The sequence below is a fragment of the Actinophytocola sp. genome, from assembly GCF_009379765.1.
Classification (GTDB): domain Bacteria; phylum Actinomycetota; class Actinomycetes; order Mycobacteriales; family Pseudonocardiaceae; genus Actinophytocola.
The window spans coordinates 1-13,561 of the sequence record NZ_WHTD01000210.1 but is presented as its reverse complement, the minus strand read 5'-3'; the positions used below and the strand labels follow the sequence as shown (position 1 = coordinate 13,561).

General features: G+C 72.6%; 17 protein-coding genes and 1 pseudogene. 7 read left to right on the top strand and 11 right to left on the bottom strand.

Annotated features, from left to right (window positions below; all coding sequences use genetic code 11):
- A partial coding sequence (locus tag GEV28_RS38685; RefSeq protein ID WP_291418733.1) for a DAK2 domain-containing protein occupies positions 1-434 on the bottom strand: 434 nt, incomplete at its 3' end.
- A 394-nt stretch (positions 435-828) separates the two neighbouring features.
- On the opposite strand from GEV28_RS38685, the gene rpmB reads away from it, so the two are divergent.
- Positions 829-1,020 carry a 50S ribosomal protein L28 gene (gene rpmB, locus GEV28_RS38680; RefSeq protein WP_291418731.1) on the top strand — a complete coding sequence of 64 codons (192 nt, stop codon included), beginning with the start codon at positions 829-831 and terminating at the stop codon, positions 1,018-1,020.
- A 70-nt stretch (positions 1,021-1,090) separates the two neighbouring features.
- Here rpmB and GEV28_RS38675 read toward each other — a convergent pair whose 3' ends face one another.
- From GEV28_RS38675 to GEV28_RS38655, 5 genes are all read right to left on the bottom strand, one after another.
- On the bottom strand, positions 1,091-1,492 hold the full coding sequence (locus tag GEV28_RS38675; protein ID WP_291418729.1) for a PPOX class F420-dependent oxidoreductase: 402 nt from the start codon (positions 1,490-1,492) through the stop codon (positions 1,091-1,093).
- A 33-nt stretch (positions 1,493-1,525) separates the two neighbouring features.
- Positions 1,526-2,203: a uracil-DNA glycosylase gene (locus GEV28_RS38670; protein ID WP_291418727.1), complete on the bottom strand. Its 678-nt coding sequence runs from the start codon at positions 2,201-2,203 to the stop codon at positions 1,526-1,528.
- Positions 2,204-2,448: 245 nt separating this feature from the next.
- Positions 2,449-2,970 carry a gamma carbonic anhydrase family protein gene (locus GEV28_RS38665; RefSeq protein WP_291418725.1) on the bottom strand — a complete coding sequence of 174 codons (522 nt, stop codon included), beginning with the start codon at positions 2,968-2,970 and terminating at the stop codon, positions 2,449-2,451.
- Positions 2,952-3,446: a GNAT family N-acetyltransferase gene (locus GEV28_RS38660; protein WP_291418735.1), complete on the bottom strand. Its 495-nt coding sequence runs from the start codon at positions 3,444-3,446 to the stop codon at positions 2,952-2,954. The genes GEV28_RS38665 and GEV28_RS38660 overlap by 19 nt, the downstream gene beginning before the upstream one ends.
- A gap of 50 nt (positions 3,447-3,496) precedes the next feature.
- On the bottom strand, positions 3,497-4,474 hold the full coding sequence (locus GEV28_RS38655; protein ID WP_291418722.1) for a thiamine-phosphate kinase: 978 nt from the start codon (positions 4,472-4,474) through the stop codon (positions 3,497-3,499).
- A 103-nt stretch (positions 4,475-4,577) separates the two neighbouring features.
- Here GEV28_RS38655 and GEV28_RS38650 point away from each other — a divergent pair, with 103 nt between their 5' ends.
- Together GEV28_RS38650 and GEV28_RS38645 are read left to right on the top strand one after the other, a co-directional pair.
- On the top strand, positions 4,578-4,811 hold the full coding sequence (locus tag GEV28_RS38650) for an Lrp/AsnC ligand binding domain-containing protein (protein ID WP_075135135.1): 234 nt from the start codon (positions 4,578-4,580) through the stop codon (positions 4,809-4,811).
- Between the two features lie 19 nt (positions 4,812-4,830).
- Complete coding sequence (locus tag GEV28_RS38645) at positions 4,831-5,424, top strand: DUF3515 domain-containing protein (protein ID WP_291418717.1); 594 nt, start codon at positions 4,831-4,833, stop codon at positions 5,422-5,424.
- Here the strand turns inward: GEV28_RS38645 and GEV28_RS38640 are convergent.
- On the bottom strand, positions 5,421-6,518 hold the full coding sequence (locus tag GEV28_RS38640) for a D-alanine--D-alanine ligase family protein (protein ID WP_291418715.1): 1,098 nt from the start codon (positions 6,516-6,518) through the stop codon (positions 5,421-5,423). The genes GEV28_RS38645 and GEV28_RS38640 overlap by 4 nt on opposite strands.
- 402 nt (positions 6,519-6,920) lie before the next feature.
- Positions 6,921-8,309: a PLP-dependent aminotransferase family protein gene (locus tag GEV28_RS38635; RefSeq protein WP_291418713.1), complete on the bottom strand. Its 1,389-nt coding sequence runs from the start codon at positions 8,307-8,309 to the stop codon at positions 6,921-6,923.
- Positions 8,310-8,522: 213 nt separating this feature from the next.
- On the opposite strand from GEV28_RS38635, the gene GEV28_RS38630 reads away from it, so the two are divergent.
- On the top strand, positions 8,523-9,200 hold the full coding sequence (locus GEV28_RS38630; protein WP_291418711.1) for a pyridoxamine 5'-phosphate oxidase family protein: 678 nt from the start codon (positions 8,523-8,525) through the stop codon (positions 9,198-9,200).
- 64 nt (positions 9,201-9,264) lie between these two features.
- Here the strand turns inward: GEV28_RS38630 and GEV28_RS38625 are convergent, their stop codons facing one another.
- A complete protein-coding gene (locus tag GEV28_RS38625) occupies positions 9,265-9,711 on the bottom strand; it encodes a cysteine dioxygenase family protein (protein ID WP_291418709.1) in 447 nt (148 codons plus the stop codon).
- 254 nt (positions 9,712-9,965) lie between these two features.
- Between GEV28_RS38625 and sigK the strand changes: the two genes are divergently transcribed.
- Together sigK and GEV28_RS38615 are read left to right on the top strand one after the other, a co-directional pair.
- Positions 9,966-10,544 carry an ECF RNA polymerase sigma factor SigK gene (sigK, locus tag GEV28_RS38620; RefSeq protein ID WP_291418707.1) on the top strand — a complete coding sequence of 193 codons (579 nt, stop codon included), beginning with the start codon at positions 9,966-9,968 and terminating at the stop codon, positions 10,542-10,544.
- Positions 10,544-11,266, top strand: a complete 723-nt coding sequence (locus GEV28_RS38615; protein ID WP_291418705.1) for an anti-sigma factor — start codon at positions 10,544-10,546, stop codon at positions 11,264-11,266. The genes sigK and GEV28_RS38615 overlap by 1 nt, the downstream gene beginning before the upstream one ends.
- A 93-nt stretch (positions 11,267-11,359) precedes the next feature.
- On the opposite strand, the gene GEV28_RS38610 is transcribed toward GEV28_RS38615, so the two are convergent.
- Both GEV28_RS38610 and GEV28_RS38605 read right to left on the bottom strand, forming a co-directional pair.
- On the bottom strand, positions 11,360-12,361 hold the full coding sequence (locus tag GEV28_RS38610; protein WP_291418703.1) for an NAD(P)H-dependent glycerol-3-phosphate dehydrogenase: 1,002 nt from the start codon (positions 12,359-12,361) through the stop codon (positions 11,360-11,362).
- 1 nt (position 12,362) lies between these two features.
- Positions 12,363-13,112, bottom strand: coding sequence for a 1-acyl-sn-glycerol-3-phosphate acyltransferase (locus GEV28_RS38605; protein WP_291418701.1), 750 nt, complete (start codon positions 13,110-13,112; stop codon positions 12,363-12,365).
- 84 nt (positions 13,113-13,196) lie between these two features.
- Between GEV28_RS38605 and GEV28_RS38600 the strand changes: the two are divergent.
- Positions 13,197-13,561, top strand: a pseudogene (locus GEV28_RS38600) (2-phospho-L-lactate guanylyltransferase); the annotation flags it as partial.

Genomic DNA, 13,561 nt, shown 5'->3' with positions numbered 1-13,561 from the left:
GCCAGAACGCTCACCATCGTGCCGGCGACCGGCTCGGCGAGCGCCGCGCCCGCCCGCTCGGCCCCGCCCGCGAGCGCGACCCGCAACGCGTCCCCGGTGACGGTCCCCGCCCCGGCCACGGGCGGCGTGGTCAGCGCGTCAGCCATGCCGCGGAGCAGCTGGGAGGCGATCACGCCGGAGTTGCCGCGCGCCCCGGTCAGCGCGCCACGGGCCAGGGCGGTCAGCGCCGCCCCGGCGTCGGTGCGGGCCGGGGCGGGAGCGCGGAGCAACGCGTCCAGCGCGGCACGCATCGTGTGGAGCAGGTTGGATCCGGTGTCGCTGTCGGGCACCGGGAAGACGTTGATGCGGTCGATGGCCTCGCGGTGCGCGTCCAGCGACTGCACGCAGGCCACCGCCCAGCGCCGCACGTGTGCGGCATCCAACACCCGCAGCATCCAGCCTCCCGCAGCCCACGGCCGCTGACGACGGCCTCGACACATGCGGAGACTAGTGTCCCGTGATCCTGGCCTCCTTGTGCGCCCGCTGCGGCCCACGCGGCCGCTGGCGGCGTTGTCGGAAGGCCCGAATACAACCCGGTATGCGCGACCTCCCTCCGCCTTGCCAGCGACCACGTGGACCCACTGCGGACCGCAAGCAACCAGAACCACGGGACACAAGTTGCCCTGATCACAGGGGCCGGGGGCGGTGCCGGGGGCGGTTTGAATGGCGCGGGCGCGAGCCGTTACCCTGTGTTGGTCTGCGCGGCACTCATGCCCGCAGTAGTGGCTTGCCGACCGTATCCGGTCGGTTCCCGTTGCGATGCAAATCGTGGAGAAAGGAGTGCCTGACGTGGCTGCCGTCTGCGACGTCTGTGGCAAGGGGCCAGGCTTCGGCAAGTCGGTCTCGCACTCACACCGGCGCACCAACCGTCGGTGGAACCCGAACATTCAGACCGTGCACGCGAAGATCGGTGTCTCGCAACGCAAGCGGCTGAACGTGTGCACCTCCTGCCTGAAGGCGGGCAAGGTCACCCGCGGCTGAGTCCCACAGACCGAAACCCGAACCGGGCCCCGGCGATCTCGCCGGGGCCCGGTCTCGTTCGTGAGGGACGTCAGGCGACGTCGCGGGGAGTCATGCCGTCCTGGCCCGGCTCGACACCCCAGCTGATGACGCGTCTCGGGTGGATCCGGATGATCTCGGCAGAGAAGCCCGGCCGCAACGGATCCTGGCCGTCGAGGGCCTCGGCGTCGCCCCGGATCTCCACGCCGCGGACCTGCCACGGCTGGCGCGACACGATGTCGTCCACCACGATCGACGCGCGGCTGCCCGCGGCGACGTTGCGGAACTTCTTGCTGGCCGCCAACGCGTGGCCGCCGATGTCGATCACGCCGAGCTCGGGGTCGTACCGGAAGCCGACCGGGTTGACCTGCGGCGACCCGTCCGGCGCCACCGTGGCGAGCCGGCCGAGCGGCTGCGTGGAAAGGTACGAGATCTCAGCCTCTGTCAGTGCCATACGACTATGCTGCGACCTCAACAAAGGTGGAGGTCAAGGGAGCTTCCAGTCGATCGGCTGCGCGCCCTGCTTCTCCAGCAGCTGGTTGGCCCGGCTGAACGGCTTGGACCCGAAGAACCCGCTCCGCGCGGACAGCGGGCTCGGGTGCGCCGACTCGATGCACGGCACCGGGTCCAGCAGCGGCCTGAGATCGCGCGCGTTGCGCCCCCACAGGATGGCGACGAGCGGACCACCCCGCGCCGCCAGCGCGCGGATCGCCTGCTCGGTGACGTCCTCCCACCCCTTGCCCTGGTGGGAGTTCGACTTGCCGGGCTCCACCGTCAACGCCCTGTTGAGCAGCAGCACGCCGTTCTCGGTCCAGCGCGACAGGTCGCCGTTCGTCGGCTGCGGGTGGCCGAGGTCCTCGCAGTACTCGGTGTAGATGTTCACGAGGCTCTTCGGCAGCGGCCGGACGTCGGGCGCCACCGAGAAGCACAGGCCGATCGGGTGACCGGGGGTCGGGTACGGGTCCTGCCCGACGATCAGCACCCGGACGTCGGCGAACGGCTGCTGGAACGCCCGCAGCACGTGCTCGCCCGCCGGCAGGTACGTGCGACCCGCCGCGATCTCGGCGCGGAGGAACTCCCCCATCGCGGTGATCCGGTCTGCGACGGGAGCGAGCGCCTCCGCCCAGCCGGCCTCGACGATCTCTGACAACGGTCGTGCGCTCACGACGCCCCCTCGCAGGCTCGGTGCCGCCGCTCGCGGTCGCCCTGTGTCCATGGTTCGCTCGCAAGCTCACTCACGACGCCCCCTCGCAGGCTCGGTGCCGCCGCTCGCGGTCGCCCTGTGTCCATGGTTCGCTCGCAAGCTCGCTCAGTGACATTGGTTCGCTCGCAAGCTCACTCACGACGGACTCTCCAGGATCGCACGGCACTGCGGCACAGCTTCGGTGGCAGCCGACCCTAGCGCCTCGCTCAGTCGAGGCGGCGCAGGCCCGCCCGGTAGCGAGCGATCCGCGCGACATAGTTGTCGACGACGCCCGACACCATCGCCTCGGGCACCTCGTACCCCTCCCGCACCCTGGCCGGCACGCCCAGCGCCATCCGCCGCGCGGGCAGGTGACCGTTGAACGACATCACCGCGCCGGCCCCGAGCACCGCGCCGTCCTCCACCACGGAACCGTTGAGCAGCACCGAACCCGACGCGATGAGGCATCGGTCGCCCACCGTGGCGCCCTCGATGTGCGCGTTGTGCCCGACCGCGGTGTCCGCGCCGATCCGGGTCGGGTGGTAGTCGGTGCAGTGCACGACCGTGCCGTCCTGGACGGTGGACCGCTCGCCGACCCAGATGCCGCCCGAGTCGCCGCGCAGCACCGCCTGCGGCCACACCGACGCGAACGCCGCCAGGTGCACGTTGCCGATCAGGGTGGCGTCCGGGTGCACCCAAGCATCCGGGTGGATGGTCGGCGCGAGCTCGCCTAGGGCATAGATGGGCACGAGTGCTCCTCCGCCTGCGCGAGGATCTGCTTGCCGAGGTGCACGGCCTCCGGCTCCCCCGCGTAGAAGCCGAAGCGCGGCACCGCCACATAGCCGGACGAGGCGTACAGCGCGAGTGCCTCCGGCTGCCGGGTCCCGGTCTCGAGCACCATCCGCCGGTTCCCCGCGGCGAACGCGGTGCGCTCCAACTCGGCGAGCACCGCCCGCGCCAGGCCCTTGCCGCGCGCGAGCGGGCTGACGTACATCCGTTTCAGCTCGGCCTCCGCGTCGCCGTGCACGCGCCAGCCGCCGCACGCCACCGGCACGCCGTCCAGGTACGCGACGAGGAAGAGCCCGTTGGGCGGGGCGAACTCCGCCGGGTCGATCGGCGTGTAGTCCTCCTCGCCGTAGCGCGCCACGTACTCCCGCTGCACCTCGGCGATCAGCGCCACTGCGTCGGGACGGTCGTAGGCCACCCGCTCGATCCGTGTGTCGATCCGCACCCGGGCATTCTGACCCAGGCCACCGACAACCCCGGCAACGGTTCTCACCGCCAGTGCTGCCAGCCGGTGCCGCCCTCGTACGGCTTGCCGTCGACGGTCACCGAATTTCCCCTGGTCACCGTGCCGATCGTGGTCCAGCCCTCGGGCACCGCCGCGGGCTCGGGGAACGTCGCGGCGAGCGCGTGATCCTCGCCACCGGTGAGTACCCAGTGCCGCGCGTCCGCGCCCAGCGCCGAGGCCACCTCCACGAGCCGCTGGTGCACCGGCACCAGGTCGGTCCGCACGTCGATGGCCACATTGGACTCCTCGGCGACATGCCCGAGGTCGGCGAGCAGGCCGTCGGACACGTCGATCATCGCGGTGGCCCCGGCGAGCGACGCCTGCGGCCCGGCCGCGTACGGCGGGTCGGGCACCCGGTACGCGCCGACGACCGTGACCGGCGAGCGGAAACCGCGGCCCAGCACGGCGAGCCCGGCCGCCGCCCAGCCGAGCCGGCCGGCCACCGCGACCACGTCGCCGGGCATCGCGCCGCCCCGAGTCACCGGCGCCCGGCCCTGCAGGTCACCCAATGCGGTGACAGAGATCACGATCTGGTCCGCGCCGACCACGTCGCCGCCGACGAGACCGGCACCCGCGCGGACGGCTTCCTTCCACATGCCGGCCGCCAAGGCCTCGGCCACCGCGGCGTCGGTCGCCTTCGGACACGCGAGCCCGACGAGGAGGGCCGTCGGCACCGCGCCCATCGCCGCGATGTCTGCCATGTTGACCGCGATCGCTTTCTGCCCAACGTGTTCCGGCGTCGACCAGTCCAGCCGGAAGTGCACGCCCTCGACGAGGACGTCGGTGCTGGCCACCACCCGGCCGTCCGCCGCGGCCACCACGGCAGCATCGTCGCCGGGGCCCAGCAACGTGGTCGGCGGCTGGGCCCGGCCGGCCGTCACCCGGCCGATCAGGCCGAACTCGCCGACATCGGCGACCGTCTCCGAACGGTCGTGCGGCGAAGCGCCACGGTCACCGTCCATGACCACCTCCGATAGTCGGATCCCCAAACGATCGAGAACTGCGGTACCTTTTGCTGCTCACGTTCCTACCTCTTGAGGGCTGCTCGACACGAAGGGGCGCGCCGTGGTCCACGCATACATCCTGATCCAAACCGAGGTCGGCCAGGCGGCAGCGGTCGCCGCCAAGATCGCGGAGATCGCCGGCGTCACGACAGCCGAGGATGTCACGGGCCCCTACGACGTGATCGTCCGCGCCGAGGCGGAGAACGTCGACCTGCTCGGCCAGCTCGTCGTGGCGCGCATCCAGAACGTGGACGGGATCACCCGAACCCTCACCTGCCCGGTGGTCCACCTCTGACGCGTGCTCCACTTGGCGCGTGGCCCAGGAGAAGTCCCCGGAACACCTGTCCCCGACGGCGGTCAAGGTCGCGGTAGGACTCGTCGCGCTGCTCGCGGTCGGCGTCGTGGTGGCGAGCTCGATACTGGGATCGGATGAGGACCCGGCGGCGGCCGGTCCCAGCCCGACGACCATCTCTGCCCCACCCCGCACCGGCCCCGTCGCGCTGGTCGGTGTGGACGCCCCCGCCGCGAGGTCGGCCGAGTGCACCACGCTGGTCGGCGCGCTGCCGAAGGAGCTGCCCGACGGCGAGGACACGCTGCGGCGGCTGCCGATCGCCGAGCCCGCCCCGCCCGCGGCACTCGCCTGGGGCGACGACCGCGGCGAGCCGGTCGTGCTGCGCTGCGGGCTGGGCCGGCCGAGCGAGCTGACGCCCACCGCTGGGCTGCGCGAGGTGGACAAGGTGCGGTGGCTGCCGATCGAGGGCGACGGGGCGTTCACCTGGTACCTGGTCGACCGAGGGGCGTACGTCGCGCTCACCGTGCCGGCCGACACCGGAACCGGGCCGCTGCAGGAGGTCTCCGCCACCGTGGCCCGCGTGCTGCCCGCACGACCGGTGGACACGGCCCCTTAACGAAGACCCGTGCCGCGCGCGACAGCCGTGTCGACCAGGGTGGACAGCAGCGTCGGGTAGTCGACGCCGGTGACCGCCCACATCTTCGGGTAGGCCGAGGTCGGGGTGAAGCCGGGCATGGTGTTGAGCTCGTTGATGGTGAGCGTGCCGTCGGCGCCAACGAAGAAGTCGACCCGGGCCAGGCCCTGGCAGTCCAGCGCGCGGAACGCCCTGACCGCCATCGCCCGCAGCCGCTCGGTGACCGAGTCGTCGAGCTTCGCCGGGATGTCCAGCTCGCAGACGTCGTCGAGGTACTTGGCCTCGAAGTCGTACCAGTCCGGGCCGTCCGCGGTGATCCGGATCTCCGCGGGCAGCGACGCCTCGACCCGGCCGTCCGGGAACTCCAGGACGCCGCACTCGACCTCCCGGCCCACGATCCCGGACTCGACGAGCACCTTGGGGTCGATCGCCCTGGCCTTCGCGACCGCACCGTCCAGTTCGGACCAGTCGGTGACCTTGGTGATGCCGGTGGACGAGCCGGCGCGGGCCGGCTTGACGAACACCGGCAGGCGGAGCCGGTCGCGCTGCGCGTCGGACAGCGTCGCCTCGCCGCGGTGGAGCACCTCGTACGGCCCGATCGGCAGTCCGTCGGCGGCGAGCAGCTTCTTGGTGAACTCCTTGTCCATGGCCACCGCGCTCGCGAGCACGCCCGCACCCGCGTACGGCAGGCCGACCATCTCGAGCAGGCCCTGGATCGTGCCGTCCTCGCCGAACGCGCCGTGCAGCACCGGGAAGACGACGTCGACCGCGGAGAGCACCTCGCCCTCGCGGCCCCGCTCGAGCACGACGAGGCTCGCCGAGGTCGGGTCGGCCGGGAGGGTCAGCGCGGTGCCGCTCGAGATGCTCGGCATCCGCCGGTCCTGGATCTCGAGGGTCGCCGGATCGGCCGGGCCGAGTACCCAGGACCCCTGCTCGGTGATGCCGACCGGCAGGACCTCGAACCGCTCGGGATCGAGGTTGGCGATCACACTCGCCGCCGACACGCAGGACACGGCGTGCTCCGTGCTCTGCCCGCCGAACACCACTGCCACGCGGACTCGCTCTTGGCTGGCCATGGCGCCCGACCCTACCGGGGACCGCGGGCCGGCCGTCAGCTTCCCGTCCGCACCAGTGTCCCGCGCCGGGAGTCTGTTGCTTATCTCGGCGGACCCAGGTTTCTGCTGGCAAGGCGCCGGTTCGTCCTCGTACCGGGGCTGTTACTTGTCGGGCTCGGTGGCGTAGCGCCAGTTTTGGGCGGACCGGCAACGCCGCCAGCGGGAAGCTGGGCCGGCGAGACAAGTGATGAACTTCCGGCGCGGGACACTAGTGTCCTGAGTCGGGAGTTCGGCGCCAGATCCGGTGATCCGCGTGGTGGCTGGCAAGGCGGCGGGAAGTTCCTCGTACCGGGTCGTACTCGGGCTTTCCGCCAACGCCGCCAGCCGCCGCGCGGGCGCCGGAGGTGGTGTCGAATCTCCGACTCAGGACACCAGCTCCACCAGCACCGGTAGCGCGGCACGCAGCTCCTCGCGGGAGCACGCCGCGTAGCCGAGTGCGATGCCGAACCACCGGGCGCGGCCGATGTGGTGCCTGACCAGGCCGTCGAGCAGCAGGCCGCGGGCCAGGGCCCGGCTGACCAGCGCACGCTCCGCGTCCGCCGAGGCCACCGGGACGACGACGTGCGCGCCTGCCTCGTCGCCGAGGACCGGGACGCCGCCGCGGACCAGCGCGTCGACCACCAGCGAGCGGCGCTCGGACAGCTCGCGGCGCAGCCGGCGCAGGTGCCGGCCGAGGTCGCCGTTGCGGGCGAACTCCACGACGACGAGCTGGCCGGCGGGTGCCGGGCCGCTGCCGGTGCGGTCGCGGTGGGCGAGGATCGCGGTGACGACCGGGGGCGGCGCGACCATCCAGCCCACGCCCAGCGTCTGGGTGAGGATCTTGCTCGTGGTGCCCAGGTGCACGACGACGTCCGGGGCGAGCGCGGCGAGCAGCGGCAGCGGGGCGACGTCGTAGCGCAGCTCGCCGTCGTAGTCGTCCTCGATGACGAGCCAGCCGCGCTCCCTGGCCCGCTCGACCAGCGCGACCCGCCGGGCCGCGGACATCCGGCCGCCCAGCGGGTACTGGTGCGCCGGCGAGCAGTACACCGCCTTCGCGCTGGCCGGGACCGCGTCGATGAGGAGGCCGTCGGCGTCCACGGTGGCCGGTACGACGCGCAGCCCCGCGGCCCGCAGCGCGCCGACCGCCCGCTGGTAGCCGGGCTCCTCCACGGCCACCACGTCGCCGGGATGCAGCACCGCGGCGGCGAGCTCGGCCGCGGCGTAGCTGGTGCCGGAGGTGGCGAGGACCGACTCGTGACCGTCCTGTCCGGACAGTGTGCCGACGCGCAAACCTCTGTGCCGCAACAGATGCTCGGCCACGGTCGCGCGGTAGCTCGGGAGGCCGGCGCGGTTGTGCCGGATCATCGGGGCCACGTGCGCGGCGGCTCGCCAGGCCCGCCGCCACGCCGCCCGGTCGATGCCACCCGCCCACGGCGAGCCGGGCGTCAGGTCGAGTGCGGCGTCGAGCGCCGCGTCCCGGCGCACCGGCCTCGCGGCGGCCCGCAGCGACCCGGGCGGTTCGGTGGTGACGTAGGTGCCAGAGCCGTGCCGGCCGGCGATCCAGCCCTCGGCGTGCAGCTGCTCGTAGGCCGCCGCGGTGACCGTGCGGCTGACCTCCAGCTCGGCGGCCAGCGCTCGGGTGGACGGCAGCCGGTCGCCGCTGCGCAGCCGGCCGTCGCCCGCGGCCGCGCGGAGCTGCTCGGCGAGCTGCACGGCCAGCGGGGTGGCCGCCGAGCGGTCGAGGGTCACCGGCAATGCGGGTGTCTCAGCCATGACCGTGTGCGAGAGCGACGGAGCGTTCGCCGTCCGGACGGAGGAGAAGAGCAAGGCGTGCGGGCGAGATGAACACCGAGCGCCGAGCATCGCACGGAGGAAGACGGCGAGCAGCGGAGGCGCGGAGTGAGCAATTCAACACAGAAGTGGCCTTTCAGAATCAGCAACTCGTGGCCCTTCCAGGATGCCACTACTTCCGGTCAGGCTGGAGTGGTGACCCAGCAAGAGCTGTCCCCCACCCCGCGGAGCACGATCCAGCGCGGCAAGAACCGCGCGGTCACCGACCGCGCCGCGCTGCACGCCGTGCTGGACGCCGGTCTGATCTGCCACCTCGCGTTCGTGGCGCACGACGCGCCCGTCGTCGTCCCGACCGGCTACGGCCGCGACGGCGACACGCTCTACGTGCACGGCTCGACCGGCGCGGCGAGCCTGCGGTCCGCGGCCGCCGGCGCCGAGGTGTGCGTCAACGTCACGCTCCTCGACGGCGTCGTCTACAGCCGCGCCGTGTTCCACCACTCGGTGAACTACAGGTCCGCCACGGTCCACGGCCGGGCCCGCCAGGTCACCGACCGCGACGCGAAGCTGGCCGCGCTGGCCGTGATCACCGACCACATCGCGCCCGGCTCGTGGGACTACGCGCGCGACCCGAGCAAGCAGGAGCTCGCGAAGACCGCGGTGCTGGCGCTGGACCTCGCCGAGGCCGCGGTGAAGATCCGCACCGGTCCGCCCGGCGAGGAGCCGGATGACCTGGCGCCGGAGCGGAACGGCCGGGCGTGGGCCGGGGTGCTGCCGCTGCACCGCTCGTGGGGCGAGCCGCAGCCGTGCCCGGAGCTGCCGGCCGGCGTCGCGGTCCCGCCGCACGTGACCGCCCGCCCGGCCCCGTACCTCTAGAACCCCCGCGAGTCCAACCCCCAGAACCCGCGAGTCCAACGCTCAGGACCCGCGAGTCCAACGCTCAGGACACCCGCGACAGCGGCGTGTAGTCGTTCATGGTCCGCACCGCGCGGTAGACGTGCAGGCTCACCGCCGGGTCGGGTCCCTCGTTGCGGACCTCGTGCACGTAGCCGGGCCCGAAGACGCGGGACTGCCCGACCGCGAGCCGGTGGGTGGCGCCGCCGCGGCGCAGCACGTGCTCGGTCAGCTCGCCGGAGACGATCGTGAATGCGCCGCTCGCCCGGCCGTGGTCGTGGAGGTCGGTGTGCTGGCCGGGGAGCCAGCTCATCAGCCACACCTCTTGTTCGGGTGTGTGGTGCACGAGCGCGGTGTAGCGCTCGTCGGGGTCGTAGCGCAGCAGGTGCGCCCATCGCCCGCGGGCGGCGGCGTACTCGCGGGCGATCAGCGCGGGGTGGACGGTCGGCGCGGTCGCGGCGGACGCGATCGTGTTCGGTGGCACGGCGAACATGGGAGAACCTTCGGAAAGTGCGGACGGGTCGGCGGCTCGGTCACCGAGCGCGACACAGCGCGCTGGCCACCCGGCGGAGGTGGAGGTAGCCCCGCCGACTGTTGCGCACGTTCGTCGACACGACGAGAAGGAAACCAGTCCGGTTCGCCCGGGTCAAGAAAGTCCAACTCTTGGGACCCTGTGACCCATCCGAACGCCGTCGGGCTCCGAAGTACGGAGACGCCGAGGAGAGCAGGTTTGGCATGGGAGAACGCATGCGGCGGACGCGTGAGGACGCCTATGCGGCCACCCCGCCGGACGCGGCCGAGCTGATGCGGCGGGTCGCGCGCGGGGACGAGGCCGCCTTCGAGCAGGTGTACGACCTGCTGATCGGGCCGCTGTACGGCGCGATCCGGCGCATCGTGCGGGATCCGGCGCAGTCGGAGGAGGTGGCGCAGGAGGTGATGGTGGAGCTGTGGCGGTCCGCGGCGCGCTACTCCCCCGAGCGCGGCAGCGTCATGACCTTCGCCATGACGCTCGCCCATCGCCGGGCGGTCGACCGGGTCCGCTCGGCGCAGGCCTCGGCCGACCGCGAGGACCACGTCGGCAGGCGCGAGGTCGGCCGGCCGTTCGACGAGGTCGCCGAGCAGGTGACCATGAGGTTCGAGCAGGAGCAGGTGCGCCGCTGCCTCGGCACGCTCACCGAGCTGCAACGGGAGTCGGTGGTGCTCGCCTACTACGGCGGGCGGACGTACAAAGAGGTGGGCGAGCTGCTCGAGACGCCGCTCGGCACGATCAAGACCCGGTTGCGGGACGGCCTGATCCGGCTGCGCGACTGCTTGGGGGTGGCCTGATGAACGCGGATGTGCACGCGCTGACGGGCGCCTACGTACTCGACGCGGTGTCCGACGCGGAGCGGTTCGTCTTCGAGCGGCATCTCGGTGACTGCGACGCGTGCCGCCAGGAGGTGGCCGAGCTGCGCGAGACCGCGACCCGCCTCGGCGTCGCGGCGGCCGCCAACCCGCCGCCCCGGCTGAAGCATTCGGTCATGGCCCAGATCCGCGACACCCGCCAGCTGCCGCCGGAGGCCCCGGTGGTGCCGCTGCGCCGGCCGTCGTCGCCGTGGGCGTTGCGGTTGTCGGCCGCGGCCGCCGCCGTGCTGCTGGTGGTGTCCGGGGTGCTCGGCGTGCTCCTGGTCCGCTCGGAGCAGTCGGCCGACGACGTGCGGGTGCAGTCCGACGCGATCGCGGAGATCCTGAACGCGGGCGACGCCCAGGTCGTGAACCAGGGCGACGCCGCTACCGGGCGGATGACCGCGGTGATGTCGCTGTCGGCCGACAAGATGCTCCTGCTCACCGACGACCTGCCGGCCGCGGGCAGCGGCAAGGACTACCAGGCGTGGACGATCACCGGCGAGCGCGCCGAGTCGGTGGGACTCATCAAGCCGGACGACGGCCACGCGACGTTGGAGGTGACGGGCATCGACGGCGCGAACCAGGTGGGCATCACCATCGAGCCGGCCGGCGGCTCGGACACGCCGACGCTGCCCACGGTCATGGCGTTCGACCTGGCTTGACCGCGCCCGAACGTTGGACTCGCGGGTCCCGAACGTTGGACTCGCGGGTCCCGAGCGTTGGACTCGCGGGTCCTGAGCGTTGGACTCGCGGGGTCAGCGTTCGGGTTTCGTCTTGCGGCCGATGAGCTCGCCGGCCATCTCCCTCGGGTCGAAGCCGTCGTGGCAGACGCGATGCACCACCTCGGTGATCGGCATCTCCACGCCGTGCCGCAGGGCCAGCTCACGGATGGAGGAGCACGACTTCACGCCCTCGGCGACCTGACCGTGCGCGGCCGCCTGCGCCTGCTGCACGGTCTCCCCCCGCCCCAGCCGCTCCCCGAACGACCGGTTCCGCGACAGCGGTGACGAGCACGTCGCGACCAGGTCGCCGAGCCCGGCCAGCCCGGCGAACGTCATCGGGTCGGCGCCCAGCGCGACGCCGAGCCGGGAGGTCTCGGCGAGGCCGCGGGTGATCAACGTGGCGAGCGTGTTGTCGCCGAAGCCGAGCCCGCCGGCCATCCCGCACGACAGCGCGATGACGTTCTTGCACGCCCCACCGAGCTCGCACCCCACGACGTCGGTGATCGTGTACGGCCGGAAGTAGCCCGTGGTGCAGGCCCGCTGGACGGCGACGGCGCGCTCGTGGTCGGTGCACGCGATCACCGAGGCGGTCGGCTGCTCGGCGGCGATCTCCTTGGCCAGGTTGGGCCCGGACACCACCGCCACCTGGCTCTCCGGCACGCCGAGCACCTCCACGACCACCTCGCTCATCCGTTTCAGCGTGCCCAGCTCCACCCCCTTCGCCAGGCTGATGAGCGTGGCCGAGGGGTCGATCAGGCGCCGCCACGCGGTCAGGTTGTGCCGCAGGCTCTGGCTCGGCACCGCGAGCACCACCGCCGCCGCGCCGTCCAGCGCCACCCGAGGGTCCGAAGTGGACCGCAGGCCGACGGGCAGCGTGACGCCCGGCAGGTAGTCGGGGTTCACCCGATCCGCGGTGACGGCCTCGGCGACCTCGCGCCGCCGGGCCCACAGCGTCACCTGGCAGCCGGCGTCGGCGAGCACCTTCGCGAACGTCGTGCCCCACGAGCCGGCGCCGAAGACCGCGATCGGACCCATCTCAGGCATGGTCTTGGGAACCGTCCCGCTTCTTCGCCCGCGACGCCTGGTAGAACCCGTCGGGAGCCGGCTCCTCGCGGATCACGGCGAGCTGGTCCTTGACCCGACCCATCAGCAGGTCGGTGACCTCGCGCAGCAGGTCGTTGGTCAACCCATGGGTCGCCGCCCTGCCCTTGTAGGCCGACAGGTCGACCGGCTCGGAGACGTCGATGTGGACCCGCTTGCGCGGGAACGGCCGGAACTTCTTGGCGTAGCCGTCGAGGATGTGGTTGGTCCCCCACCGGGCCGCGGTGAGCACTCGCGCGTCGTTCTCCAGCGCGAGCCGCGCCACCCCGGTCCGCGAGCGCATCGGCCAGCCGTCGGGGTCCTTGGTGATCGAGCCCTCGGGGTAGATCACCACCAGCCTGCCGGCGCGCAGCGCCTCGTTGGCCGCCGACAGGCTGTCCGCGGCGCCCGTGGTGCGCCGGTACACCGGGATGCTGCCCGCGCCGGAGATCATGTACTTGAACACCGGCACCCGGAACAGGCTGTCCTTGGCCAGGAACCGCGGCACGCGCCCCTGGCGGTGCACGAACACGGCGTCCACCGGCGGGTCGATGTGCGAGACATGGTTCATCACCAGCAGGATGCCGCCGTCGCGGCGGATCTGCTCGCGGCCGGTGGGGACGACCTTCCCGATCCAGGAGATCGGGTAGAAGATCAACGCGGTGACCCACACCCAGAACCCGCTCTTCTCGATTCGCCGCGGCACCTGACTCCTCCTCGTTGACGGTTGTCCGTGAGTATGCCCCGGCCGGGCGGCGCGGCTACCGCACCGTCCTGCACGATGGAGTTCGTGGATCACAGGGTGCCCGTCGACCTGGTCGTGCCGATCAAGCGGCTGGACCGGGCCAAGTCGCGGCTGCGTGGCGCGGTCGAACCGCACGCCGACCTGGTGCTCGCGCTGCTGCTGGACACGGTCACCGCCGCGGTGGCGGCCGAGGGGGTGCGGCGGGTGCTGGTCGTCTGCGAGGACACCCGGGTGCCCGCCGCATTGCGCGGCACCGGCGTGGAATGCGTCGACGAGCGCGGCCTGCCCGGGCTGAACGCCGCGCTGGCCCACGGCGCCGGCGTGCTGCGTGAGCGCGACCCGCGCGGCGTGGTCGGCGCGCTGCAGGCCGACCTGCCGGCGTTGCGCTCGAAGGAGCTCGCCGAGGCGGT

Excerpts from the sequence above, each read along its gene's own strand:
- GEV28_RS38655 (WP_291418722.1), bottom strand. The coding sequence starts at position 4,474 with ATGGACGGTGACCGTGGCGCTTCGCCGCACGACCGTTCGGAGACGGTC.
- GEV28_RS38640 (WP_291418715.1), bottom strand. The coding sequence starts at position 6,518 with ATGGCCAGCCAAGAGCGAGTCCGCGTGGCAGTGGTGTTCGGCGGGCAG.
- GEV28_RS38615 (WP_291418705.1), top strand. The coding sequence starts at position 10,544 with ATGAACGCGGATGTGCACGCGCTGACGGGCGCCTACGTACTCGACGCG.
- GEV28_RS38610 (WP_291418703.1), bottom strand. The coding sequence starts at position 12,361 with ATGGGTCCGATCGCGGTCTTCGGCGCCGGCTCGTGGGGCACGACGTTC.
- GEV28_RS38675 (WP_291418729.1), bottom strand. The coding sequence starts at position 1,492 with ATGGCACTGACAGAGGCTGAGATCTCGTACCTTTCCACGCAGCCGCTC.
- GEV28_RS38635 (WP_291418713.1), bottom strand. The coding sequence starts at position 8,309 with ATGGCTGAGACACCCGCATTGCCGGTGACCCTCGACCGCTCGGCGGCC.
- sigK (WP_291418707.1), top strand. The coding sequence starts at position 9,966 with ATGCGGCGGACGCGTGAGGACGCCTATGCGGCCACCCCGCCGGACGCG.
- GEV28_RS38625 (WP_291418709.1), bottom strand. The coding sequence starts at position 9,711 with ATGTTCGCCGTGCCACCGAACACGATCGCGTCCGCCGCGACCGCGCCG.